At 48.0% G+C, this 21,480-nt stretch carries 25 protein-coding genes and 1 pseudogene; 16 read left to right on the top strand and 10 right to left on the bottom strand.

Going from position 1 to position 21,480, the window contains the following annotated elements; translation table 11 throughout:
- Positions 1-232: 232 nt before the first annotated feature.
- The gene (locus tag L1N85_RS07840; RefSeq protein WP_407946346.1) at positions 233-583 is read left to right on the top strand and encodes a metal-sensitive transcriptional regulator; all 351 of its coding nucleotides are present in this window, start codon (positions 233-235) and stop codon (positions 581-583) included.
- Positions 584-590: 7 nt separating this feature from the next.
- Positions 591-848, top strand: a complete 258-nt coding sequence (locus L1N85_RS07835) for a hypothetical protein (RefSeq protein WP_235236830.1) — start codon at positions 591-593, stop codon at positions 846-848.
- A gap of 748 nt (positions 849-1,596) precedes the next feature.
- On the opposite strand, the gene L1N85_RS07830 is transcribed toward L1N85_RS07835, so the two are convergent.
- Positions 1,597-2,079, bottom strand: coding sequence for a MogA/MoaB family molybdenum cofactor biosynthesis protein (locus L1N85_RS07830; protein ID WP_235236828.1), 483 nt, complete (start codon positions 2,077-2,079; stop codon positions 1,597-1,599).
- On the opposite strand from L1N85_RS07830, the gene L1N85_RS28150 reads away from it, so the two are divergent.
- The 6 genes from L1N85_RS28150 to L1N85_RS07800 all read left to right on the top strand — a co-directional run bounded on the left by L1N85_RS28150 (position 2,073) and on the right by L1N85_RS07800 (position 6,392).
- Positions 2,073-2,435: a hypothetical protein gene (locus L1N85_RS28150; protein ID WP_456238767.1), complete on the top strand. Its 363-nt coding sequence runs from the start codon at positions 2,073-2,075 to the stop codon at positions 2,433-2,435. The genes L1N85_RS07830 and L1N85_RS28150 overlap by 7 nt on opposite strands.
- A 257-nt stretch (positions 2,436-2,692) precedes the next feature.
- Entirely contained in the window at positions 2,693-3,655 is a 963-nt protein-coding gene (locus L1N85_RS07820; protein ID WP_235236822.1) for a metal ABC transporter solute-binding protein, Zn/Mn family, read from the top strand.
- A 1-nt stretch (position 3,656) separates the two neighbouring features.
- Complete coding sequence (locus L1N85_RS07815; protein ID WP_235236856.1) at positions 3,657-4,394, top strand: metal ABC transporter ATP-binding protein; 738 nt, start codon at positions 3,657-3,659, stop codon at positions 4,392-4,394.
- Entirely contained in the window at positions 4,391-5,305 is a 915-nt protein-coding gene (locus L1N85_RS07810; RefSeq protein WP_235236820.1) for a metal ABC transporter permease, read from the top strand. The genes L1N85_RS07815 and L1N85_RS07810 overlap by 4 nt, the downstream gene beginning before the upstream one ends.
- Positions 5,306-5,309: 4 nt before the next feature.
- On the top strand, positions 5,310-6,182 hold the full coding sequence (locus tag L1N85_RS07805) for a metal ABC transporter permease (RefSeq protein ID WP_235236811.1): 873 nt from the start codon (positions 5,310-5,312) through the stop codon (positions 6,180-6,182).
- 15 nt (positions 6,183-6,197) lie between these two features.
- On the top strand, positions 6,198-6,392 hold the full coding sequence (locus L1N85_RS07800; protein WP_235236809.1) for a hypothetical protein: 195 nt from the start codon (positions 6,198-6,200) through the stop codon (positions 6,390-6,392).
- Positions 6,393-6,446: 54 nt separating this feature from the next.
- On the opposite strand, the gene L1N85_RS07795 is transcribed toward L1N85_RS07800, so the two are convergent.
- Positions 6,447-7,463, bottom strand: coding sequence for a CobW family GTP-binding protein (locus tag L1N85_RS07795; RefSeq protein ID WP_235236806.1), 1,017 nt, complete (start codon positions 7,461-7,463; stop codon positions 6,447-6,449).
- 339 nt (positions 7,464-7,802) lie between these two features.
- On the opposite strand from L1N85_RS07795, the gene L1N85_RS07790 reads away from it, so the two are divergent.
- On the top strand, positions 7,803-8,159 hold the full coding sequence (locus L1N85_RS07790) for a (2Fe-2S) ferredoxin domain-containing protein (protein ID WP_235236802.1): 357 nt from the start codon (positions 7,803-7,805) through the stop codon (positions 8,157-8,159).
- A 399-nt stretch (positions 8,160-8,558) separates the two neighbouring features.
- On the opposite strand, the gene L1N85_RS07785 is transcribed toward L1N85_RS07790, so the two are convergent.
- From L1N85_RS07785 to L1N85_RS07760, 6 genes are all read right to left on the bottom strand, one after another.
- Positions 8,559-9,353 (bottom strand): diguanylate cyclase domain-containing protein, encoded by a 795-nt coding sequence (locus L1N85_RS07785; protein WP_235236799.1) that lies wholly within the window; start codon positions 9,351-9,353, stop codon positions 8,559-8,561.
- On the bottom strand, positions 9,353-9,709 hold the full coding sequence (locus L1N85_RS07780) for a hypothetical protein (protein ID WP_235236797.1): 357 nt from the start codon (positions 9,707-9,709) through the stop codon (positions 9,353-9,355). The genes L1N85_RS07785 and L1N85_RS07780 overlap by 1 nt, the downstream gene beginning before the upstream one ends.
- Positions 9,710-9,754: 45 nt before the next feature.
- The gene (locus L1N85_RS07775) at positions 9,755-10,471 is read right to left on the bottom strand and encodes an EAL domain-containing protein (RefSeq protein ID WP_235236795.1); all 717 of its coding nucleotides are present in this window, start codon (positions 10,469-10,471) and stop codon (positions 9,755-9,757) included.
- Positions 10,472-10,968: 497 nt separating this feature from the next.
- Positions 10,969-12,891, bottom strand: a complete 1,923-nt coding sequence (locus tag L1N85_RS07770; RefSeq protein ID WP_235236793.1) for a glycosyl hydrolase family 18 protein — start codon at positions 12,889-12,891, stop codon at positions 10,969-10,971.
- 192 nt (positions 12,892-13,083) lie between these two features.
- Positions 13,084-13,362, bottom strand: a complete 279-nt coding sequence (locus L1N85_RS07765) for a YxcD family protein (RefSeq protein ID WP_235236790.1) — start codon at positions 13,360-13,362, stop codon at positions 13,084-13,086.
- 2 nt (positions 13,363-13,364) lie between these two features.
- Positions 13,365-13,781: a hypothetical protein gene (locus tag L1N85_RS07760; protein ID WP_235236788.1), complete on the bottom strand. Its 417-nt coding sequence runs from the start codon at positions 13,779-13,781 to the stop codon at positions 13,365-13,367.
- A 137-nt stretch (positions 13,782-13,918) separates the two neighbouring features.
- On the opposite strand from L1N85_RS07760, the gene L1N85_RS07755 reads away from it, so the two are divergent.
- The gene (locus L1N85_RS07755) at positions 13,919-14,458 is read left to right on the top strand and encodes a DUF309 domain-containing protein (RefSeq protein ID WP_235236786.1); all 540 of its coding nucleotides are present in this window, start codon (positions 13,919-13,921) and stop codon (positions 14,456-14,458) included.
- 157 nt (positions 14,459-14,615) lie between these two features.
- Here the strand turns inward: L1N85_RS07755 and L1N85_RS27855 are convergent.
- A pseudogene (locus tag L1N85_RS27855) lies at positions 14,616-14,771 on the bottom strand (carbonic anhydrase); the annotation flags it as partial.
- Between the two features lie 81 nt (positions 14,772-14,852).
- On the bottom strand, positions 14,853-15,170 hold the full coding sequence (locus L1N85_RS07745) for an iron-sulfur cluster biosynthesis family protein (RefSeq protein WP_235236784.1): 318 nt from the start codon (positions 15,168-15,170) through the stop codon (positions 14,853-14,855).
- Between the two features lie 140 nt (positions 15,171-15,310).
- Here L1N85_RS07745 and L1N85_RS07740 point away from each other — a divergent pair, with 140 nt between their 5' ends.
- The 6 genes from L1N85_RS07740 (at position 15,311) to L1N85_RS07715 (ending at position 21,414) form a co-directional block, all read left to right on the top strand.
- Positions 15,311-16,825: a carboxypeptidase M32 gene (locus L1N85_RS07740; RefSeq protein ID WP_235236782.1), complete on the top strand. Its 1,515-nt coding sequence runs from the start codon at positions 15,311-15,313 to the stop codon at positions 16,823-16,825.
- A 162-nt stretch (positions 16,826-16,987) separates the two neighbouring features.
- Positions 16,988-17,998 (top strand): ABC transporter substrate-binding protein, encoded by a 1,011-nt coding sequence (locus L1N85_RS07735; protein ID WP_235236780.1) that lies wholly within the window; start codon positions 16,988-16,990, stop codon positions 17,996-17,998.
- 29 nt (positions 17,999-18,027) lie between these two features.
- Positions 18,028-18,825: an ABC transporter ATP-binding protein gene (locus L1N85_RS07730; protein ID WP_235236778.1), complete on the top strand. Its 798-nt coding sequence runs from the start codon at positions 18,028-18,030 to the stop codon at positions 18,823-18,825.
- A gap of 58 nt (positions 18,826-18,883) precedes the next feature.
- Positions 18,884-19,741, top strand: a complete 858-nt coding sequence (locus L1N85_RS07725) for an ABC transporter permease (RefSeq protein ID WP_235236854.1) — start codon at positions 18,884-18,886, stop codon at positions 19,739-19,741.
- 38 nt (positions 19,742-19,779) lie between these two features.
- Complete coding sequence (locus L1N85_RS07720; RefSeq protein WP_235236776.1) at positions 19,780-20,748, top strand: aromatic acid exporter family protein; 969 nt, start codon at positions 19,780-19,782, stop codon at positions 20,746-20,748.
- Positions 20,749-20,850: 102 nt separating this feature from the next.
- Entirely contained in the window at positions 20,851-21,414 is a 564-nt protein-coding gene (locus L1N85_RS07715; protein ID WP_235236774.1) for an outer spore coat protein CotE, read from the top strand.
- Positions 21,415-21,480 lie beyond the last annotated feature (66 nt).

Here is a 21,480-nt window from a genome sequence, read left to right as displayed (position 1 = left end):
CGATCCATTGACTCAAAATATTACACAAACTGGCAACCACAATGGTCATCCTGCAGTAGGTAACTCAAAAACTCTATCCGTCGGACAGACTCCTAGTTAGATTTACTTTGCGGCCATTCGCCAGAAAGCGGATGGCCTATGCTTTTTTTACAAAGGCGATTTATGCACTATTATTTGTTTTGAATAGGGTATGGGAGTATAATAATAATATATGGTAAGGGAGGCGAATCGAATGAGCGTAGAATCGGAAATGTTGGATCAAACAATGGATCATGAGGAAGGTTGCTGCTCGCATGAAGGTGAAGGAAGAAAGAGCCATCATTCGGATAAAGTGAAAAACAATTTGATCAACCGGTTGAACCGAATTGAAGGTCAAGTTCGCGGTATTAAAGGATTAATTGAAAAGGACACCTATTGTGACGATGTTCTGAATCAAATCGCTTCTATACAATCGGCGTTGAATGGCGTAGGAAAGCTTTTGCTGGAACATCATATGAGGAGTTGTGTCATCGAACGGATCCAAGAAGGCGATACTGAAGTATTGACGGAACTTATGACGACGATAAACAAATTGATGAAATAACACACAAATGCACGATCAAGCGTCGATCCTCGTGGTCAATCATGATCTCTCCTTCTTTAATCACATCCATCCCGAATTCAAGGGAAACGGGACTTTTACGGTACAAACAAAATTTCCGTCGGGCGGAGACTACAAAGTGTTCGCGGATTTCATCCCGAGCGGCGGATACGGCACGACGCTCAGCGAATGGAAGGGGAAACATGCGATAAGCCGTCCTTCTCCACAAATCGTGGATAGAACGGCTTATTTTTGCATAAACCCATGAAATTCTGCTTGTTAATATTCATTCATATTTTTTAGGAGTTGACGTACGGAGGTTACGTCGCAGAGATTCGATTAGCAGACTTTTCCGTAACCGCCGAAGACACCGCAGCTACAAACGATAATTACCAATAAAATGAACAAGACCAAAATTGAGCCTGTGTTGTTGAAAGCACCACCTACGTAACTAGACATTATGAAATGCACCTCCTTACGTCTCGAGTACAATGTAGGTTATGCATGGCCATTAACTTTGGATTGGGTGTTTGTTACGGAATGATGTTAGCCTAATTTGCCAAGGTACGCTACCTGGTTCAAGAATGGATATCCGAGATCGCCATTGGATTGATTCTGAGCTTATAGGTAGCCAGTCATTAACCCTCCAATGCATTTCGGAGGTCATCAAGTGATTTCCACTCATCCCCCGTTTTTATGGCATCCTCAGCCTCGGAGAGTTTTGACAAAAGCTACAACAAAGGTCGGAATTGTCAAGGTCTTTGATAACTCGTTTTTCTTTCTGGTTTCAGTTTTATACATCAGCTGTGCTCTCCTGTTCACCATCCTTCTGAATAGAATTGTAATTCATCCGTCCTGTCCCGGATTTTGAACGTGGCACTTTATGAGAAGGAGGGTTAACACCGCTGGCTTACATTGTCAAATGGATTTGTTTTTCATGATCGCAGGTTTCGATCGTTGATGGAGGAGATCCGAACGGTAGAGCTGTGAAACAGTAATGGATGTAGGAAAGGGGTTTAATATAATGAAAATGAGAGGAACCTGGCATATTTATAAAATGGAAGTGTGGGACGAAGATTATATGAATATGGAACGTTGCATACACCGGCTACGGCTCGGCTGAGAATCGCAGCCGAGCCGATATCCTCAACAAAGCTGAGATAGCGGAAAATTTCGCCAAAGCCGGGCATTTCTTTGTCGAGCACGTCTCGAACGGCTTCAAAGGTCGTATCACGTTTGGCAATTCCCGTACCACCGTTGATTAGGAGGGCTTCGACCGAATCCCCGTTTGCGGCTTCTCGAATGAGTGCTTGAATTTGAGCATACTCATCCTTCACAATACAGTAACCTGCAATTTCAAAGCCGCCAGCTTGCTCAAGCAGCTCTTTGATCACATTCCCGCTTGTATCCGTGTCCGGCGTTCTCGTGTCGGACACGGTGATAATCATGCAGCGAACAGAAGCGGGAGCTTGACGCCGGTGATCTTCAACCAATGACATGGCAGGCGCTCCTTCCTTTAATTGATTTGGGCCGCGGTATCAACCGCGTATCGGGAGAACTGCACTTGGAACCATACCTGATCCAAATTTCGACCGATAATGACAATTTCGCTATTTCTCGCCTCACCCGGTCTCCAGTCACGATCTGGTGTCGAACTAAACAGCATGTGAATGCCCTGAAACACAATACGCTGCTTCACCCCTTTGATATTCAAGATGCCTTTGCAGCGAAACGTATCAGTACCGTGCTCCCGAAGCCACTGACGGAAACAGGTACTCGATTGTCTGCATTTTCTACATTAGACATGAAACTCACTCCTCAAAATATGTATTTTGATTTTTGTTATAAATCGTAATTATTACAAATAAAATTATAAAACGTCTTATTGATACTGTCAAATAGTGAAATTGAAGTCCGATGGAGAGGGCAACCACGGTTTATATGTACAAGCCCGGAAAAAAGAAGTTCGAAAAACGCTTGACAAAATGGGCGATTCCAATTATTTTTGTATTTAGCTATAAGTTTTGCATTGGGGAAAAACTTTTGTTGTTGTACAGGTTTCGGATGTTTGTTGCATGACAAAAAAAGTGTTAAAAAACAGGAGGAGAAGAAGTGGAGAAAAGGTTGTACAAGAAAACGGGATTTTTCGTAAGTGCGTTAGTGTTGGCTTTATCATTGGTGATCTCTGCGTGTACTTCCAATCAAGAAAACTCGGATAACAAGACATTAGGGGAGAAAATTAACGTCGTGACGACGATTGCACAAATCGCAGATCCGATTTCCGTCATTGGAGGCGACCGGGTCAATGTTCAAAGCCTGATGGGACCAGGCATCGACCCGCATTTGTACAATGCGACACAAGGGGACATCCAGAAGCTTGAGAACGGCGATGTTATCTTTTACAGCGGGCTGAACCTTGAGGCGAACATGGTTAAGGTGTTTGAAGAAATCGGCAAGAACAAGCCGGTACTCGCTATAGGGGAAGCCATCTCAAACGATAAGCTGCTGAATGATGAAGAGGGAGCAACGGATCCGCATGTATGGTTCGATATCGATTTGTGGAAACAGGCTCTTGGAACAGCAACTGAAGAGTTGAAAAAGGTTTCGAAGGACGATGCCGCTTACTTTGAAGCCAACAAGAAGAAATACTTTGAGGAACTGGATAAGTTGAAAAAAGAAGCGAAAGAGAAATTGACACAAATCCCGAATGAGAAGAGAGTACTGGTTACAGCGCACGATGCGTTTGGTTATTTCGGTCGAATGCAGGACATTCAAGTGGTTGGCCTGCAGGGATTGAGCACAGAGGATGAAATCGGACTATCTGATATCGATGATACGATTAATACATTGGTGAAATACAAGGTTCCTGCGGTGTTTGTGGAAAGCAGCATCAATCCCGCATCGATAAATGCTGTGATCGAAGGCGCGAAGAAGAAAGGCCTCAATGTTAAACTGGGCGGCGAGCTGTACTCGGATGCAATGGGAGATGCCGGAACAAAGGAAGGTACTTATCTCGGCATGTACCGCCATAATGTAGACACGATTTTTAAAGCTTTGAGCGGAAAAGGTGAGTAACATGCTTCCTGCGCTGAGCGTGAACGGATTATCCGCATCGTATCAAAAAAACAAGGTGTTAGACGACGTAAACTTTGATGTAAATCCAGGAACATTGACTAGTATTGTTGGGCCTAATGGCGCAGGGAAATCTACGCTCCTAAAAGTGATGTTGGATCTGCACCCCAAACTCTCCGGCTCAGTCTCTTACTTTGACTCAACGTATTATAAAGTGAAGTCCAGGGTCGGGTACGTACCGCAGCGCGGTTCGGTGGACTGGGATTTTCCAACGAATGCGCTGGATGTTGTCATGATGGGATTATACGGCCAGATTGGTTGGTTAAGATGGCCGAAACGCATTCATCGGGAGAAGGCGATGAATGCGCTGGACAAAATGGGAATGGCTGATTATGCCGGACGACAAATCAGCCAGCTTTCCGGCGGACAGCAGCAGCGGGTGTTTCTCGCCCGTGCGCTGGTCCAGGACGCTGATTTGTATTTTTTGGATGAACCGCTGGCTGGCGTGGATGCCGCAACAGAACGGGCGATTATGGACACGTTGAAGACATTGAAAAGCAATGGCAGAACCGTCATGGTCGTCCATCACGACCTTCAGACGGTCGAAGATTACTTTGATCATGTATTGCTTCTGAACCGAACAGTAGTGGCGAATGGTTCAACGAATGAAATCTTCACTAAAGAGAATATATTCCGAACCTACGGCGGCTCACTCCGATGGATGGGGGAGAAATCCGGATGACCAATCTATTATCTCACAACGCGCAATGGGTGCTGCTCAGCATGTTGATTTTAGGTATGGCTGCAGGCATCATGGGTTGTTTCGCTTATTGGAAACGACAAAGCCTGATGAGTGACGCTTTATCCCATGCGGCATTGCCGGGGGTTGTTATTGGATTCGCGATTTTGGGCGTCAAAAATTTGCCGGTAATGATTGCGGGGGCTGCTGCAAGCGCATTGCTTGGCGCCCTGCTGATCCAATGGATTCGCTCCTCCAGTCGTGTCAAGGAAGATGCAGCGATGGGAATCGTATTGTCCGTATTTTTCGGGCTTGGCATCATGCTGCTTACGTTTGTGGGCCGTATGGCCGGAGCCAGTCAAAGCGGGTTGGATAGCTTCATCTTCGGGCAGGCGGCTTCCATGGTTCGCAAGGATGTCTTCACGATGACGGGTCTGGCTCTGCTGGTTCTGTTTGTTGCCATCATTGCCTTCAAGGAATGGAAGTTGTTTTTGTTTGACCCTCATTTCGCCAAAGGTCTCGGTCTCTCGAGTCGATGGATGAATAGTGTCTACCTGGCGATACTGGTGCTTGTCATTGTGATTGGCATACAGGCAGTGGGTGTTATTCTCATGGCAGCACTCCTTATTATCCCCGCCGTTAGTGCGCGATATTGGACGAATTCTTTCAAATGGATGGTCGTATTGTCTGCCTTGTTTGGCGGAGGAGCCGGGATGGCAGGCACACTGATCAGCACGTTTGGCAAAGGGTGGCCGACGGGGCCGTTCATCGTCATTGCCGCCTCCTCCTTGTTTATGGTTTCCCTGGCATTCGGATTGCGCAAAGGGCTGTTGTTGATGTTCCTGCAACAGCGTGCGCAGAAGAAACAGCTTGGACAACAGCTGTCCAATCAAAGCGTGCTGGAGAGGGGATGATAATATGAGCTACACAGGCTGGATTTTACTTACGGCTTCTCTGGTTGGACTGTCTTGCGGATTTATCGGCGTGTTATTGATTTTGCGGAGAATGGCGATGATGGCTGATGCAATTAGCCACACGGTGCTGATCGGTATTGTGGTCGCTTTCCTCGTCACCCGCGAACTAGGCGGTGTGCATATGCTGATAGGCGCTATTGCTGCCGGATTGCTGACCGCTGTACTTGTTCAGTGGTTTCACTCGCGGGGTGTACAGCAGGAAGCGTCAATAGGCGTTGTGTTTACTACGCTGTTTGCGGTTGGTGTGGTGCTGATTGCTACAGAAGTAGGAAATGTTCATCTAGATGTTAAGCATACATTGATGGGTGAGATCACGTTTATACCGTGGGAAAAAATAGAACTTCCTTGGGTCGGAGCTATCCCGGAAGCCGTTTTTATACTGTTTCTGGTATTGCTTGTGGTGCTGGTGACTATTCTTGCGTTTTATAAGGAATGGAAAATTACCTCCTTCGATCCTGCGTTGGCAGCAAGTCTAGGCATTCCGGTCCTTCTGATGCATTATGTGTTTATGTCTCTTGTTTCAGTTACGACCGTGGCTGCATTTGATGCTGTTGGCGCGATTATGGTAGTTGCAATGCTGATTACCCCGGCGGCAGCCGCTTATCTATGGACGGATCGGCTGTCGATCATGTTGCTGCTCAGTGGTTCGTTCGGTGTTCTATCTGCTATTATGGGTTACTATATTGCAGCTTGGCTGGATACCTCGATATCCGGATCTATGGCATTTTCGACAGGTATTGTATTTATGATCAGCTTCTTATGCTCACCAAAGCATGGTATTTTGGCTAAATCTATTCGTCCCTCTATGTCTGCTTGAAAGGTGTAAGAGCATATGTCCGGTTCGGCGGGGATTAGTGGATCATACCTTGGGTTCGCCAATATGCCCGAACCTTTTCCCGAAATGGGCGATCTTCCGTGCAATCTCCAATCACAAAAAATGAAAAGTGTTAAAAACGATCCGGTGGCTGAAAGCCTCCCGGATCGTTTTTTCTTACCACAAAGTAAAGTTCATAAAAAGCTGCCTTGAGCTTCCGAAGCGAAAAGCCATGTCATTTTCCTTGTTGGTTTATAGATCCAACCGTTAATTTGCAAGCTTGGCCCATTCCTGCTCCATTTGCTCCCGATCGAGATCGATACCGATAAGGACGAGGTAAGAAGATCCTTCATACTCGGTCGGTTGCCAACTGATTCGACTCCCGGCAAACTGGACGAGTCGGTTGTCGCTGCCGTCAGAATTGGATAAGGTCAGGTACCCCTTGGCTCGCAGCAACTGTCCACCCCATTGCTTCAGAAATCGCTCAACCTGCTTCAATGTAATTGGGGTATTTTCTGCCAGGGGCAAGGTTAATGTTTGAACCCTGCTAAACGATTTCTCCGTTCCTTCATGCTCGTGATGATGATTCGCCGTATGCTCTTGTTTACGCACAGATCCGATGACTTTGAAACTTCTTTTTACGACTGGTGCGCTGAGGACGATGGGCTGCAAACCAGCAAAGACGCCTTCCATATTCATTTCGCTATGTTTGGTGAAATGAATAGCGGCCGAACTGTTTTGCTTCTTTACCGCTTTTTCGATTTTGGGCAGGTGTGAGGAGGGAACCAGATCTGTCTTATTGATGAGAACGGTGTCGGCTACTTCCATCTGACGTCGCAGCGTATGAACCAGCTGGCGATCTGTATTAAAAATGCTGTTATAGTCGAGCACCCATTCAGCATCAAGTACGGTTACGATATGCTTTAGCTCCACACGGTTCAGGAGATATGGTTCCGTTAATGCGTCGGCTACCTCCTCGGGGTTTGCAACCCCGGTAAGCTCGATGAAAAGAAGATCAGGCTGCTGGTCGAGAAGTCGGCGCACAGACTGCGCTACCTCCACCTTTTTGCTGCAGCAGATACAGCCATCAAGCAGCTTTTCTATAGACGCTCCCGGTAAATCGGTATGAATGGTCCCGCCATCCACATCGTATTGCCCCAATTCATTCATCAGGATTGCCGGTTTAAGCTGGTGACGGTTTGCTTCGTGAAGGAGTCGAAGGAGCAGCGTCGTTTTGCCGCTTCCCAGAAACCCGCTAAGTATAATGACCGGAACTTTGCTCATTTGAATGATCTCTCCTTACAATTTATTAATCGCTAGCTTAGCTATGGCATCATGCTGATGGATGGATTCCTCGTCCAGCCTTTACGGCGGTATTCATCCAGTTGCTCGGTCAAACTGCTCATGTGATGCCCTAGGCATCAACATAAGCAGGCTGATCGTCAGGCAATAAAATGAGCCGCTCCGCTTTATTGGGTAAGGAATAAGGCAGGTTTGAAAAAATCATGGTGATTCTCCTTGTATATGCTGCAGTTAGCGTTTATAATCGTAAATGTTACGATTTAATTGTTATTATAGGTCTCAGACCTTTATCTGTCAAAAAGGAAGAGGAGGAGACGCTTCATGACGACTTGGAATTTGCAAGATACCCGGTGTCACTTGCTCATATGTAACGGCGGCAGCTGTATGAAGCGCCACGGAGAGGAAGTGACACAGGCAATCCGGGAAGAAATAGCAAAGCTTGGGGCTGACAAAAGGATTCACACGACACGCACACGCTGCAATGGACGTTGCGTAGATGCTTGTGTGGTGATCGCCTATCCTGAGGGAGTCTGGTACAAGGATATCACGCCGGAAACCGGAAGAGAACTAGTACGCAAGCATGTAGAAGGACAAAAGCTGGAGGAGCATCTCGTTTATTCGTTCCATCAACATTTCGTTGCTTCGGGCGCATCAGCCGAAGGCATTCCAAAGGAGTAGTTCCACATGAATCCGCTGTGACTGACAAGTTATTTGACTGGGTGGTGAAGCACATCCCGCAACTGATGATTTAGGTCAATAACCACGTATAACACCAGTAGACTTACCGCCTTTGTGCATTAATAGTGAATGCTGCATGACACCTCCCTCGTCGTGGATCAAGTATATGGAGACTATTCAGGCTCGGAATATTGTGCAGCGACTTCTCCGCGGATGATTCTAGTTGGTCAGAAAATTTAGCGTACCAATAGGTTGCGGATCGCTTGTTACTTATATATCTCGAGAGCTTTCTCAACCGATTATTAGAGGCCAAATAGCAGGGCAGAGTCATATTCATTGATATAACTCTGGAAGAGTGTAAACAATATAAATTGCAAATTATAAACCAGAGAGGGGTCTTTATGAAGCAGAGCTTTGCTTCAAGGATGTTGATAAAAGGCTGGCTTTACTTATCAGGTCTCGAAAAGAGAGCGCAAAAAAATCAGGAACAAGCCTGCTGTTTGCTAGTCCGACCGATGCAGACATATTGATGTTATGAAGAACGGTGAGTTGGGATAGAGAATCTGCCAGACGCATCGCATCGTTCTCCATGCTGCGTGTAATGACGACAAACTCATCTCCTGCATATCTGCACACATAATCGCGTTCATTCGTCAATGCTCGCAAGCGGTTGGAATATTCGATAAGAATATCATCCCCCATAGGATGACCGTACTCCTTATTGATCTTACCGAAATTGTTGAGGTCAATAAAAAGCAGTTCAAAGTATTGGCGATGATTGAGAAAATGCTCACCGATTTGTTGGATATAGGGTGCGCGGTACAACCCGGTAAGCGGGTCAAGGATTTGACTCAGCTTGATGTGCAATGCTTCTCGGGTCACGATTCCGAGCACTTGTTCCTCTTGGACGACAAGCAACCGTTCAATACGATGTTGTTCCATCGTTTCCAGAGCGTCCCAGGCAAATTGGTCAGGCGAAGTGCTGATCGGGATAGGGGTCATCGCATCGGCGACAATGCGATTGGGATGTGAAGAACGGATATCTCGGGACGTAATAATCCCTACGGTCATTCCGTAATCCATGACGACTAGCGAGCCGACTTTCAGTTCATTCATCAAGTCGGAAACGTACTGGACGCTTCGTTCTGATGAAACGGTATAAACCGGGGATGCCATGAAATCCTTCACTTTCATTACAACTCCACCTCCCTCTGAACCGATACCGATATTTTCAGCTCGGAGCGGAGAACCATGTTGTCACTGATCAGCCGATCCGCTTCCTCAAGAATAATTTGCATCAACACTTTTTCATCCAACATCTGAAAGAGGGAGTTTCGGATTAATACGGCTTCAATTTTGGCATGCTCCAATTTGACGATCGTAAATTGCTCCGGAGAGAGTGCCTGTGCCATTCGTTTCACCGCTTCCGGACCGATTGGCGCTTTTTTGCCGATAATTAATAAATCCTGCATAGGCGGTACTTCAAATTCCGAGATCTTTAAAGAGAGCGTTGCCTTCCTGGAGTAATACATCTTTTCTTTATCCTGCACCTTGATTTCTCCTTCATGTGTGGGTGAGACCGCAAATTTTATCATCTATGTTAACGGATTTGGCTTACCTAATAAGTACCCTTGTCCCATCTTGATTCCCAAGGACAACGCGACAGCCAAGTCCTCCTCATTTTCAATCCCTTCCAAAATAAGGCCGGACTCATCCCTGCAGTATTCGACAAACAGCGCGACAACTTTTTGTTTCTTCTCCGTTGTACACAGGTCTGCAGAAAAGAACCGGTCGATCTTGATGAAGTCCGGTGAGATGTCCAGTATATTCCGAAACGAAGCTGTTCCTTCCCCTACATCGTCAAAAGCTATCAAGAAATTCAGTTCACGCATCATCCGGATCGCATCCCTGAAAGAAGCGCTTTTCCATAAAACGCCTTCGATAATGGATTCATTGATTTCAAATACGATCTGTGTTCTGTAAGGTTCATATTGTATGGCCAGGGTTTCGAGGAATCCGATGAATAATGGCGAAACCAACGTCGACGGAAAGATGTTGATAAACAAAACACGAAGTTCGGAAGAACGCTGAGTACCGAAATAAGTTGAAATCGCCTGCAGGATCGAAAATGAATCCATCTCGAACAGCTTGTTCTGCTCCATGGCGTGCTGGAATAGCATATCAGGAACCATATTGGACTTACTGCGAATGAGTGCCTCGTAACCGAGAACTCTCTTTCCGGGGAATGAATATATGGGTTGAAATACATGATAAAAATCGTTTTGTATAATCAGTTGTTCGATTTTGGGCATAGGCGACGACTTCCTTTGCTAGAGAATGAAAACAAGAAGCCGCTCCCCGATATGGAGCAGCTTTGAGCTTGGAAGAAACAATGGTTAGACTGGAGACCTATAAGAGAGAGAAGGTTCCTTATCACGATGAGTCCTATGTATTACGACAAGATAATTCTTTATACCTAAATATTCGTCATAGAACGACTAATTCCTTCCGAATAATAAAATCAAAATAGTAATGATATGAATATAAATTATATGTTATTATACTATGATACGGACAAGGGGCTGGGACTATTGGTTTCCATTCGAATCATTAGCGATGAACGGAGAAATATCGATTGAAAGCGAGCTTGACAAAGGGACTAAGGTTATTATTCGATTACCGGCGGTACAACCGTTAAGTCGATGATATAAGGGATTTGCGATGAGACTGCTCAGCGCAAGCTGTCAGCGGTTTTTTTGCGCAAAAAAATCCCCGTTCTCCTTCACCGGGAGAGCGGGGATTCCAGCTCTTATTTCATTCTGAGCATCATGGTCCACAAGTCCGAGCTTTCATAGCCGAGACGCCATGCGGCTACGCCTGCAAGGTCGTAAGCTTTCGCAATTTGGATGCGGGCTTTGATTGTATTCTCGGTTTCAGCCCAAAATTGATAAGTGAAGCCGTCCTTCACATAGGTGTACTTCATTTGTCCGGAAGCAGAATCGTGAACCCCTTTGGCCTTCGTATCCGCGATTAATTTAGGAATCTCCTTCATGAAGATGGCACGATTCCCGACCAGCTTGCCCGTACTGTCCAGCTTCCATTCTCTGACGTAGAAGGGGATACCAAGCATGAGCTTACTCCGAGGTATGCCGTAGTTCAGAAATTGCTTTACGCCTTCCTCCGTCCATTTTAAACCAGCGACCGGTCCGGGAATATCGCTTCCGCTCCAATGCTCATCATAGGCCATAATAATAACGGTATCTACTATGGAGGCAAGCGCTGCATGGTCATAGGCCGTAAGATGATTCCAGTTAACGCTTCCTCGCGGAAGATCAATCGACAGCTTCATGCCTTTAGCATGTACGGCTTTCGCAAGCGCAGTCACGAAGGCGGTATAGGCCCCGCGGTCGCTGCCCGCTACTTCCTCGAAGTCAAGATTGACGCCAGGAACACCGAGCTCGGCGAGTCGAGCTGCAAGCGTGTTAATAAAGAGCTTCTGAGCCGCGTTGTTTTTTAAAAATTCGCTTGTCATTTTACGATCGAATTGATTGTGAACAAGCGGCATTACTTGTATGCCCTGCTCCTTGAACTTGGTAACAATCATTTTGTCTGATGTATCATTGATTGTGCCGTCGGCAGCGGCTAATTCAAACCAGGTTGGTGAATCAATCGATAAGCCCTGTGTATTGGCCACATGGCTCAGCACGGTCTCGCTGGTGGCGCTGCCATTCCAGGCCAAATAGACGAGGCTCTTCGAATTGCTCCAGATGACGCGTCCGCCTTCTTGGCGCACGCTGCTATTTGCATAGTATTTCGCATAGGCAACCGCGCTTGCGCGAGTATGAAAGGTTTTCAGTTTCTTGTCGCCTTGATAAACGGTCAGATATGGGATGCCGGACCATAGTACGGTGCCGCTATGCATGACCTCGGAATACGGCGTCTTCTTGGCTAGCTGAAGGGCAGCGTCCAGATTGACGAAGGAGCCGGCAACTTTTTCGTTCTGTACAACCGAATAAGCGGGAACGTTGGAATGAACAACCTTTCCAGTCGCTGTATTCTTGACCTCGCTGCCTTTAAACGCTGCGGAAGCTTGAATGGCATCGAAAAGGAAGGAATGAAGCTTGTCCTTCTCCTGCACTGGCAGTCCATCGACCGTTATTTGATAGACGGGCTTCGCAGCGCGCTGCGCTTTCGTTTGCTCGGAGGTTAAATTCCCCCATACCCATTTATTGGATGATAAATCGATAATGTGTGCATTGGCCCATTTTTTAGCTTCCTGCTTTGCGGCATCCAATGTGAGGAAGGACCAATTCGGGAGTGTAAGGTCACCCTGGTAAAGCCTGAACTTCGCGTAGCTTTGGAACTGCCAGCCGATATTTTCGAGATCGCGAATATGTACGTTAATGTGCTTCTTGGCGACGGACAAAGCTTGCTCGTATGTCCTAAACTCCCATTTTGCGTTAGATAAGCCGTTCTGATAAACCTTGTAGCGCGGGAAGTTGTCCCATATCCAAGTGCGTCCGGCTATTGTCTCCACATGGCTGTAGCCGAATTTTTTGGCGTAGGCGATCGCTTGCGCCTCCGTCGTAAATTCTTGTAAAGCTTTGTCATTCTGATAGACGCGATATTTGGTCATCTGTCCGGCTGCCGCATCTGAAATGCCGGATGTTCCCGCCATAACCGTTTGGAGGAAAAATAAAAGCATCAGTGCCGCGATTATTTTCGTTCTCATAGGTTTCTCTACCACACTCCTCTCGTAATCTTCTATTAGACGCAAGAAGAGAGAGGAGGTTGCTCGAAAACGTTTATCTTTTGACTAGTAAATATTAGGAGTGCTTCAAACGAGGAAATAGGCATTAAAAAAAGCATCCTTCAGCCATCTTATCGTCCGGATAAGAAACAGCATCAGAATGCTTACCTATTATTAATCTGCAATATCCGCCCAAAAATCCTCATCTGCATCCAGTGTTATGCTGGAGCGGAATACCCGGCGATTGTATTGCTGAAACATATATTGCTCGATTGCTTCTAGTATATTGGCTTCAATGATATATTGACTGCGGCCATTTACCCAAACCTCAGCGGTAAAGCCGTATTCTTCCTCCCATGAAAGCTGCGCTTCCACGTCCGTCGGTTTAACGCCTCTGCGATCGGCCATGTGGAGACAGATGGCATTAATAATCTCATCCGTATAAATCCGCACGATTAGTTGGGTCTCCGATGATCTGGCGGGTTGCGCTTGTTGCGCAGATAAACGAATGCTACGCGAATGAGCATGATAACCGCGAAGATGGCAAGCAGGTTAATCATGAGACCGAGAATTTCACCGAATGCTCCCATGCCCGCGAATAAGCTGCCGAACATAAGGCCGGCCAAGCCGCCGATCATTAAGCCCTTCATCAAACCGCCCCCGCTGAAAAATCCAGGTTTAGTCGCGCCTGCGGTTGTACCTGCTTGGGTACCGGGATTTGTCTGGCTCGTGTTCTCATCCTTCTTCGGTGATTGCGTTACGCCTTGCTTTGGAGATTTAATGCCGCCCCGCGGTTTTGCATCGGCATACTGACCGAACCCCAATGTGAAGAATAGAGCTAACGCCAGCATAACCATGAATCCTTTTTTCATCAGTTCTTTCTCCTCCTGATTTGCTTAGTATAAGCATTGCTAACCATATAAAATACGGCTAAGATAAACAAAGGTTTCATTTAATATATTAGTCTTGGTTATTATTTATGAAAATATAAGCGGGTCGGAGGAAGAAAATGATAACTTTTCCTAATGCCTATGTGTCCTATTTGGTTGAATTTCATGCTTCAAGGGATTATTTTGAATGCCATGAGCTGCTCGAAGAGTATTGGAAGGAGCATCCCGGCGATGGGCTGGCGGATACATGGGTAGGCTTCATACAGCTTGCAGTCGGACTCTATCATGAACGGCGAGGCAATAAGAGGGGCGCTTTGAAAATGCTCGAACAAACGGAGCGTCGTCTGACGGATTCTCCTTTAGAGTCACTGGGTATCGAAAAGAAAAGCTTGCTGGAGCAACTGTCGCAAAGATTGGCTGCATTAAGGGATGACAGCCATACGGACTATGCCGATATCGATTTGAACATTATTAACGATGAATTATGGTCTCGCTGTCTGGCCGAATGCGCTGAGCGCGGATGGGAGTGGGGAAAGCCAAGTCCGATTGAGGATGCTTCGATCATTCAGCGGCATAAGCTGCGTGACCGGACCGACGTCATTGCGGCAAGGCTGGCGGCGTATGAGGCGAAAAAAAGGGAGCGCGACGGCATGGTTTAATGCCGGAACGCTTCCTTCAATTTAGGTTATGCTCGGCGAGCAATCCGCGAGTTCCAGTTCCCCTGTATCGGGATCAATGATTAATCCATGGATAACAATATTCGCGGGCTACAATGGATGGTTTTTTATGATACTTACGCTATTCAAAACGCTGTCACGAGCCTGCATTTTTAATAATTTTGGCGTCGCCGTTTTTAAGATTCATCTCTTTTGGCAGCATTTCCGTTAATCGTGTGTCCATACAGGTAACGATGACCATACGTTTGTCTGGAAACTTGCTTGTGGAGTATTTCTCATACTCACGGCTTTGCACGAATTACTTGTTAAAAGTTAAAATATCGTCGAGCTTGTTCACGGTGCACTTCCTCCTCGTAATGATTAAACAACGAATCGATTAGCTTAAGAACCGAAGGTGAAGAGTATAAATTTGACTATCGCTCTTCAGGCTAAAGCAGCTGCGCTGCGGATCATAATCGACGCGCAATCTCGGTTCGTAATAGACTTCATGGCGCGGCTCGTAGTAGAAGGGAAAAGGCTCTCCATGCGCCAGCTTGTCGTCCACCGATGATTCCATTATGAGTTGCAGCGCCGGCACCCCGCTTACGACACAGCCGCAGCCTTCTGTATCATGAAGCAGCTTTAACTGTTTTGTTCCATCACTGAGATAAGGCGACAGCCGCTCTACGGCACAATTCGAAAAGGTAATATGCATACGAGTATCCTCTCTTTCTATCTGTTACTCTTGCAAGTCCAGCAGGTTTAAGTTGATTATAAGGACTGAAATAAGTAAGATCAAGTTAAGTTCCAAAGAATGGAATGTTATCTTATTCGAGATAGAAGGGCGGAATATCTATGACAACCAAACATCACGGAGCGCTGCAAAGCTTCACCGAAACTATTCGTAAAATAAAGAGCTATGAGGAGGCGCTTGGCGTCCTTTATTGGGATTTGCGCACAGGCGCGCCTCGCAAGGGCATGGATACGAGATCAGAAGTCATTGGCGCTTTGTCTGGCGATATGTTTAAGCTGTCAACCTCCCCGGAGCTTGGTGAATGGCTGTCGACGTTAGAAGAAAGCTCCGTCTATTCCGGCTTAACGGAAATCGAGCAGCGGCTCGTGACGGAGACACGCAAGGAATACGACCGCAGCGTCAAAATTCCGCCTAAGCTCTATCAGGAATACGTCGTCCTGGCCTCACAGTCGGAATCGAAATGGGAGGAAGCGAAGGAGAGCAATGACTATGCAGGCTTCCAGCCTTATTTGGAAAAGGTCATTGCCTATACGAATCAATTTATCGATCTGTGGGGGGCGAAAGCAACCCGTTATGATACGCTGCTGGACCAGTATGAGCCAGGCATGACGGTGGCCGAGCTGGATCGCGTATTCGGCGGCTTACGTTCGCAGCTCGTACCGCTTGCTGCCGCGATCGCGGGCTCGCCGCATCAGCCGGATACGTCTTTTTTGCGGCAAAAGTACAATAAGGCTTCTCAAAAGGATTTCAGCTTATACATATTGGAGCAAATGGGGTACAGCTTTGAGGCGGGCCGCCTGGATGAAAGCGTTCATCCGTTTGCGACAGGCCTGAGCCCGGGCGACGTCCGTATTACGACTCGTTATTTAGAGGATGACGTGACCAGCGCGCTGTTCGGAACGATTCATGAGGGCGGTCATGCGCTATACGAGCAAAATATTATGGAGGAGCTTATCGGGACGACGCTGTGCACAGGAACGTCCATGGGCATACACGAATCCCAATCCCGCTTCTGGGAAAATGTAATTGGCCGCAGCAGGCCGTTCTGGAATCGTTATTTCGGCGAGCTGCAGAAGCGCTTCCCGGGTCAGCTGGACGTTACTGTCGATCAGTTCTATCGAGGAAATAACGTCGTTCAGCCGTCCCTCATACGGATTGAAGCAGACGAGCTTACGTATAATTTGCATATCATTATTCGTTATGAGATGGAAAAGCTGATTTTCAATGAAGGCGCGAAGGCGTCGGATTTGCCCGCGCTTTGGAACGATAAATACAAAGAGTATTTAGGGGTGACGCCGCCAAATGATACGGAGGGCGTGCTGCAGGACGTGCATTGGTCGGGAGGAGCCTTCGGTTATTTCCCGTCATACTCGCTTGGAAACATGTACGCCGCGCAAATATCGGACACGATGGAGCGCGAGCTGGAGGGCTTCTGGTCATTCGTCGAAAGCGGGAACCTGCTTCCGATCAAGCAGTGGCTGACGGAGCGCATTTACAAATACGGCAAGCTGAGAACTCCGTCAGAGCTTATTCAGCATGTAACCGGTAAGCCGCTTGATCCACAGCATTTGGTCACGTATCTCACGAACAAGTATAAAGATATTTATAAGCTGTAGAGTTCGAAGGCTAACCGAGCGTGTATTGATCGGAAGGCTGTCCGCGCGTCTTGCGACGTTATGCGGGCAGCCTTCTTTTTGTGCATCCATTCACCGCCCATGCCGGTGACGCATAGGTTGGAGTACATCTATTAAACGCAAAACGCGCAGGAGGGACCCAAAATGAAAAGACGTATTTTCTTGTCGCTGCTGCTTGCAGCGGCGCTTGTCACGACTGCCGTGCTGGCAGGCTGCGGCAAGGGAGATTCGGAGAAGGTGAAAATTCGGATCGGTGAGGTAACGCGGTCGTTATTTTATGCTCCGGAGTATGTGGCCATGGCGAAAGGCTTCTTCGAGGAGGAAGGCTTGGAGGTGGAATTGACGACGACGCCGGGCGGCGACAAAACGATGACAGCGCTGCTGTCCAATGTGATCGATGTTGCGCTTGTAGGCTCCGAGACGTCGATTTATGTACATCAGCAGGGCTCGGATGATCCGATCATTAATTTCGCGCAGGTAACGCAAACCGACGGCACTTTTCTGGTGGCGAGAGAGGCAGACGACGGCTTTGATTGGAATGCTTTGAAAGGGAGCGTATTTCTCGGACAAAGAAAAGGCGGAATGCCGCAAATGGCAGGCGAATTTGCTCTGAAAAAGAAGGGCATCGATCCGCAGGCTGATCTCGAGCTTATTCAAAACGTTGATTTTGCCAACATTGCCGCCGCTTTCGCTTCAGGTACAGGGGATTATGTGCAGTTGTTCGAGCCAACGGCATCGATCTTCGAGAAGGAAGGCAAAGGCCGTGTCGTCGCATCTTTTGGCACTGAAAGCGGCCATCTGCCTTATACCGTATTTATGGCAAAGCAAAGCTTTATCAACAAGAATGAAAAAACGGTTCAAGCCTTTACGAATGCCGTCCATAAAGCGCAGCTATGGGTGGACAGCAACAACGCAGAAGCGATTGCGGACGCGGTGCTGCCGTATTTCGAAAATGTTGATCTCGATATTTTGATCAGCTCTATAGACCGATATAAGCAGCAAGGATCATTCGCTACGGATCCGATCATTGACGAAGCGGAATGGAACAATCTGCTAGATGTCATGACGACAGCAGGCGAGTTGGAGAATCGGACGGAGCATAGCGAGATCGTAAATACCAGCTTTGCCGAGAAAGCAATCGAAGCGTTGAAATAACCGTGGAGGCAGGAAATGGGGGCTTAGGCATGAAGCAACAACCAGTGCTTGAGCTGCAGCAATTATCACATGTTTATGTGAACGAGAAAGGAGCCTCGCTCGCAATCGAGAAGATTGAGCTTGCGGTATCGCGCGGGGAATTTATTAGCCTGGTCGGTCCTAGCGGATGCGGAAAAACGACGGTGCTGAGCCTGCTTGCCGGCCTGTTTCCCCCAACGAAAGGGCAGGTTCTGCTGAATGGCGAGCAGGTGACAGCACCCTCGCCCAAGGTAGGCTATATGCTGCAGCAGGATTATTTGTTTCCCTGGCGCACGATACGAGATAATGCTGCCGTGGGACTTGAAATAAGCGGAGGCAAAAACGCGCGTGCACTCGAAGCTGTGGATGCGCTGCTTGAAGAGGTCGGACTTCCAGGCGCGGGCAGCCGTTATCCCCATGAGCTGTCGGGAGGCATGCGGCAGCGCGTCGCGCTCGCAAGAACATTGGCGACAGAGCCGGAGGTGCTCCTGCTCGATGAGCCGTTCTCTGCGCTTGATTTGCATATCAAGCTTCAATTGGAGGATTTGGTGCATCAAATGCTTAAACGGCTTGGCAAGACAGCCGTGCTTGTCACGCATGATTTAGCGGAAGCGGCTGCGATGAGCGATCGCGTGATCGTGTTAGGACGAAATCCGGGCCGCATTCGGCGCGAGCTGGAAATATCTGAGGGTATTCGAAGGGCAACTCCGATGGCTGCTCGCAAGCATCCTGGTTTTCAGGAGCTGTTCGAGCAGTTGTGGGCGGAGCTTGATGCGGAGGACGATGAAGGGGGCGGAAGCGATGGATGACCGCAATGAGCAGAGGCCGCCCGGCCAAGTGGGGCGCGAGACCGCAGTCGTATCGGGCATGGAGGCTGAGCAAGAGCTCGCGGCTGTTTCCGGCATTCAAGAGGACCGCCGCGACTGGATGAATGAGCTGCATGTCCGGTTCAAGGCGCGCAAGCGCCTGATAACGGCAGCTGTTATAACGACCCAAGTCGTATTGCTTCTGTTATTCGTAAGCCTGTGGGAAGCTGCGGGAAGAAATAAATGGATCGATCCTTTATTGTTCAGCTACCCGTCTAAAATGTTTAATCAATTATGGAAGACAATGGCTGACGGCTCGCTCTGGCCCCATATCGTCATAACGGTATCTGAAACGGTGGTAGGCTTTGTGCTGGGGACGCTGCTTGGAACGGCGATCGCAGCGGCGCTATGGTGGTTTCCTTTCCTATCGCGCGTATTCGATCCTTACTTAGTCGTATTAAACAGCATGCCAAAGGTAGCTTTAGGTCCAATCTTCATCGTAGGCCTCGGCCCCGGCTTCATGTCGATCGTGGCGATTACCTTATCGGTCACGGTTATTATTACGACTTTAAATATATATAACCGATTTCGGGAAATCGACAGCGGCTATATCAAGGTCGTGCGGCTGTTCGGGGCATCGCGCTCTCAATTGTTTCGGTTCGTTATTTTGCCGGGATCATTCCCCGTCATCATCTCGACGCTAAAGGTCAATGTCGGGCTGGCATGGATCGGCGTCATTGTGGGCGAGTTTCTCGTGGCGAATCTTGGACTCGGCTACTTGATCATTTATGGCTTTCAGGTATTCAACTTTACGCTTGTATTGTCAAGTCTTGTCGTCATTGCAGCGGTTGCGACGGTTATGTATCAGCTCGTAGCCGCGCTTGAGAGACGGTTGACGGCAGGCTGGCGCGAGCGGTAGGATGAAGAAATAAATCTTACCCTGCGCGAGGTTATTACATGGGCATTCGTATTATTAAAACAGCACTAGCAGCTATCGCAGCCATTTACACTGCTGTATATTTCGGACTGGAGCCGCCGCTCGGCGCCGGCATCCTGGCTATCTTAGGCGTTGAAGTAACGAGGATGAAAGGGCTGAAAAGCGCCTTCGTTCGTTTCATCGCTTCGGTGCTTGGACTTTTTTTCGCATCGTTAATTTTCACCGTATTCGGCTTTCACATTTGGGCGGTCGCCGTATTCATTCTCATTACATTCCCGGTATTGTCCCGCTTTCAGTTGAAGGACGGCATCGTCACGAGCTCGGTTATCGTCTTTCATTTGTTCGACAGCGCTGAAGTGACCACCCATGTTATTGGTAATGAGGTTATGCTCCTGCTCGCCGGACTAGGCTGGGCGACGATCGTCAATATCATTTACATGCCGAAGGATGAGCATCGGCTGACCTATTACCGCGAGGCGATCGAGCGTAGCTTTGGCGTTATTTTCAAAGAAATGGCGATCACGCTGCGTAATCCGTCGCATGTATGGAACGGCAGCGAAATACTGGAGGCTCACCAGGCGATAGAAGAAGGCGCGCAGCGTTCCGTGCGCAATCGAGAAAACCGGTTATGGGGGCAGGAGCAGTATTGGTCGACTTACTTCGAAATGAGGCGTCAGCAGTTGGAATCGGTCCAGCAGATGCTCGTGGAGCTGGCGTTCGTCTACGAGAAGTTTCCGCAGGCAGCCATGATTGCGGAGCTGCTTGAGCAGCTGCCCAGCGATGTGAAATCGGATGTATACCAAGGCTCCGTGGAAGAGCGGCTCTATGAGCTGGCACAGCTGTTTCGGACGATGGAGCTCCCGAAAACGCGTGATGAATTCGAGGTTCGCGCCGCGCTTCATATGCTTTTGCACGAATTGGAGAGGTATCTTGGCATCGCGAAGCGGCTGAAAAAAAGAAAAGTCATTTCGTCCGATCTTCAGCCATAGAATATAGAGGGAAAAAATTCGTTTCGGAAAAAGAAACAGTCACCCTAGACGAATGTCCTGCATACACTTTAAATGAATGATTGTATGGAGGAGGTTAAATCAATGACTATTGCAGATAAACAGCTCCAGTACAGAGAAATTATTACGAAAGCTGTCTGCGGAAAAGGTCGTAAGTTTTCCACTGTAACCCATACCGTAACGCCGCCTCATCAGCCGACCAGCATTCTGGGAGCATGGATTATCAACCATCAGTATGAAGCGGTCCGTTCGGGCGACGGCATTGAGGTAATCGGTACTTACGATATCAACATTTGGTATTCGTACAGCAAAAACTCGCAAACGGACGTGGCTAAGGAATCCGTCCATTACGTCGAGCATGTTAACCTCTCCTATGTAGATCCGAAGCATCGGCCTTCTACGGTGGAAGTGTCTGCCGATGTGATTCAGGAGCCGAATTGTATCGAAGCGAATATTTCTTCGAACGGTTCGGGAGTTGTGATCCGTGTGGAGCGTGAGTTTGCGGTGGAGCTGGTCGCCGAGACTAAGGTTTGCGTTGCAGTTCTTCCAGGCGGTTGCGGCGACCTGGACGGCAAGGATTTGGAGTTCAGCCTCGGCGATAACGATTATGAGGATTTGGATCCGGATCTGCTGGACGACGAGCTGTAAGCAAGCCGGGAAGCTTTGCTGTCAAGGTATCATATGCTGCGCAAGCGGCAAATTCGAGGGCGAAAG

Origin of the sequence: Paenibacillus alkaliterrae (assembly GCF_021532375.1) — a bacterium.
GTDB lineage: Bacteria > Bacillota > Bacilli > Paenibacillales > Paenibacillaceae > Pristimantibacillus > Pristimantibacillus alkaliterrae.
This window is presented reverse-complemented; position numbering and strand designations above follow the sequence as displayed.

What these genes read in the sequence shown, in the direction of transcription:
- L1N85_RS07840 (WP_407946346.1), top strand. Translation starts at nt 233, where the DNA reads ATGAGCGTAGAATCGGAAATGTTGGATCAAACAATGGATCATGAGGAA.
- L1N85_RS07835 (WP_235236830.1), top strand. Translation starts at nt 591, where the DNA reads ATGCACGATCAAGCGTCGATCCTCGTGGTCAATCATGATCTCTCCTTC.
- L1N85_RS28150 (WP_456238767.1), top strand. Translation starts at nt 2,073, where the DNA reads ATGACATGGCAGGCGCTCCTTCCTTTAATTGATTTGGGCCGCGGTATC.
- L1N85_RS07830 (WP_235236828.1), bottom strand. Translation starts at nt 2,079, where the DNA reads ATGTCATTGGTTGAAGATCACCGGCGTCAAGCTCCCGCTTCTGTTCGC.
- L1N85_RS07815 (WP_235236856.1), top strand. Translation starts at nt 3,657, where the DNA reads ATGCTTCCTGCGCTGAGCGTGAACGGATTATCCGCATCGTATCAAAAA.
- L1N85_RS07810 (WP_235236820.1), top strand. Translation starts at nt 4,391, where the DNA reads ATGACCAATCTATTATCTCACAACGCGCAATGGGTGCTGCTCAGCATG.
- L1N85_RS07805 (WP_235236811.1), top strand. Translation starts at nt 5,310, where the DNA reads ATGAGCTACACAGGCTGGATTTTACTTACGGCTTCTCTGGTTGGACTG.
- L1N85_RS07800 (WP_235236809.1), top strand. Translation starts at nt 6,198, where the DNA reads ATGTCCGGTTCGGCGGGGATTAGTGGATCATACCTTGGGTTCGCCAAT.
- L1N85_RS07795 (WP_235236806.1), bottom strand. Translation starts at nt 7,463, where the DNA reads ATGAGCAAAGTTCCGGTCATTATACTTAGCGGGTTTCTGGGAAGCGGC.
- L1N85_RS07790 (WP_235236802.1), top strand. Translation starts at nt 7,803, where the DNA reads ATGACGACTTGGAATTTGCAAGATACCCGGTGTCACTTGCTCATATGT.
- L1N85_RS07785 (WP_235236799.1), bottom strand. Translation starts at nt 9,353, where the DNA reads ATGAAAGTGAAGGATTTCATGGCATCCCCGGTTTATACCGTTTCATCA.
- L1N85_RS07775 (WP_235236795.1), bottom strand. Translation starts at nt 10,471, where the DNA reads ATGCCCAAAATCGAACAACTGATTATACAAAACGATTTTTATCATGTA.
- L1N85_RS07770 (WP_235236793.1), bottom strand. Translation starts at nt 12,891, where the DNA reads ATGAGAACGAAAATAATCGCGGCACTGATGCTTTTATTTTTCCTCCAA.
- L1N85_RS07760 (WP_235236788.1), bottom strand. Translation starts at nt 13,781, where the DNA reads ATGAAAAAAGGATTCATGGTTATGCTGGCGTTAGCTCTATTCTTCACA.
- L1N85_RS07755 (WP_235236786.1), top strand. Translation starts at nt 13,919, where the DNA reads ATGATAACTTTTCCTAATGCCTATGTGTCCTATTTGGTTGAATTTCAT.
- L1N85_RS07745 (WP_235236784.1), bottom strand. Translation starts at nt 15,170, where the DNA reads ATGCATATTACCTTTTCGAATTGTGCCGTAGAGCGGCTGTCGCCTTAT.
- L1N85_RS07740 (WP_235236782.1), top strand. Translation starts at nt 15,311, where the DNA reads ATGACAACCAAACATCACGGAGCGCTGCAAAGCTTCACCGAAACTATT.
- L1N85_RS07735 (WP_235236780.1), top strand. Translation starts at nt 16,988, where the DNA reads ATGAAAAGACGTATTTTCTTGTCGCTGCTGCTTGCAGCGGCGCTTGTC.
- L1N85_RS07730 (WP_235236778.1), top strand. Translation starts at nt 18,028, where the DNA reads ATGAAGCAACAACCAGTGCTTGAGCTGCAGCAATTATCACATGTTTAT.
- L1N85_RS07725 (WP_235236854.1), top strand. Translation starts at nt 18,884, where the DNA reads ATGGAGGCTGAGCAAGAGCTCGCGGCTGTTTCCGGCATTCAAGAGGAC.
- L1N85_RS07720 (WP_235236776.1), top strand. Translation starts at nt 19,780, where the DNA reads ATGGGCATTCGTATTATTAAAACAGCACTAGCAGCTATCGCAGCCATT.
- L1N85_RS07715 (WP_235236774.1), top strand. Translation starts at nt 20,851, where the DNA reads ATGACTATTGCAGATAAACAGCTCCAGTACAGAGAAATTATTACGAAA.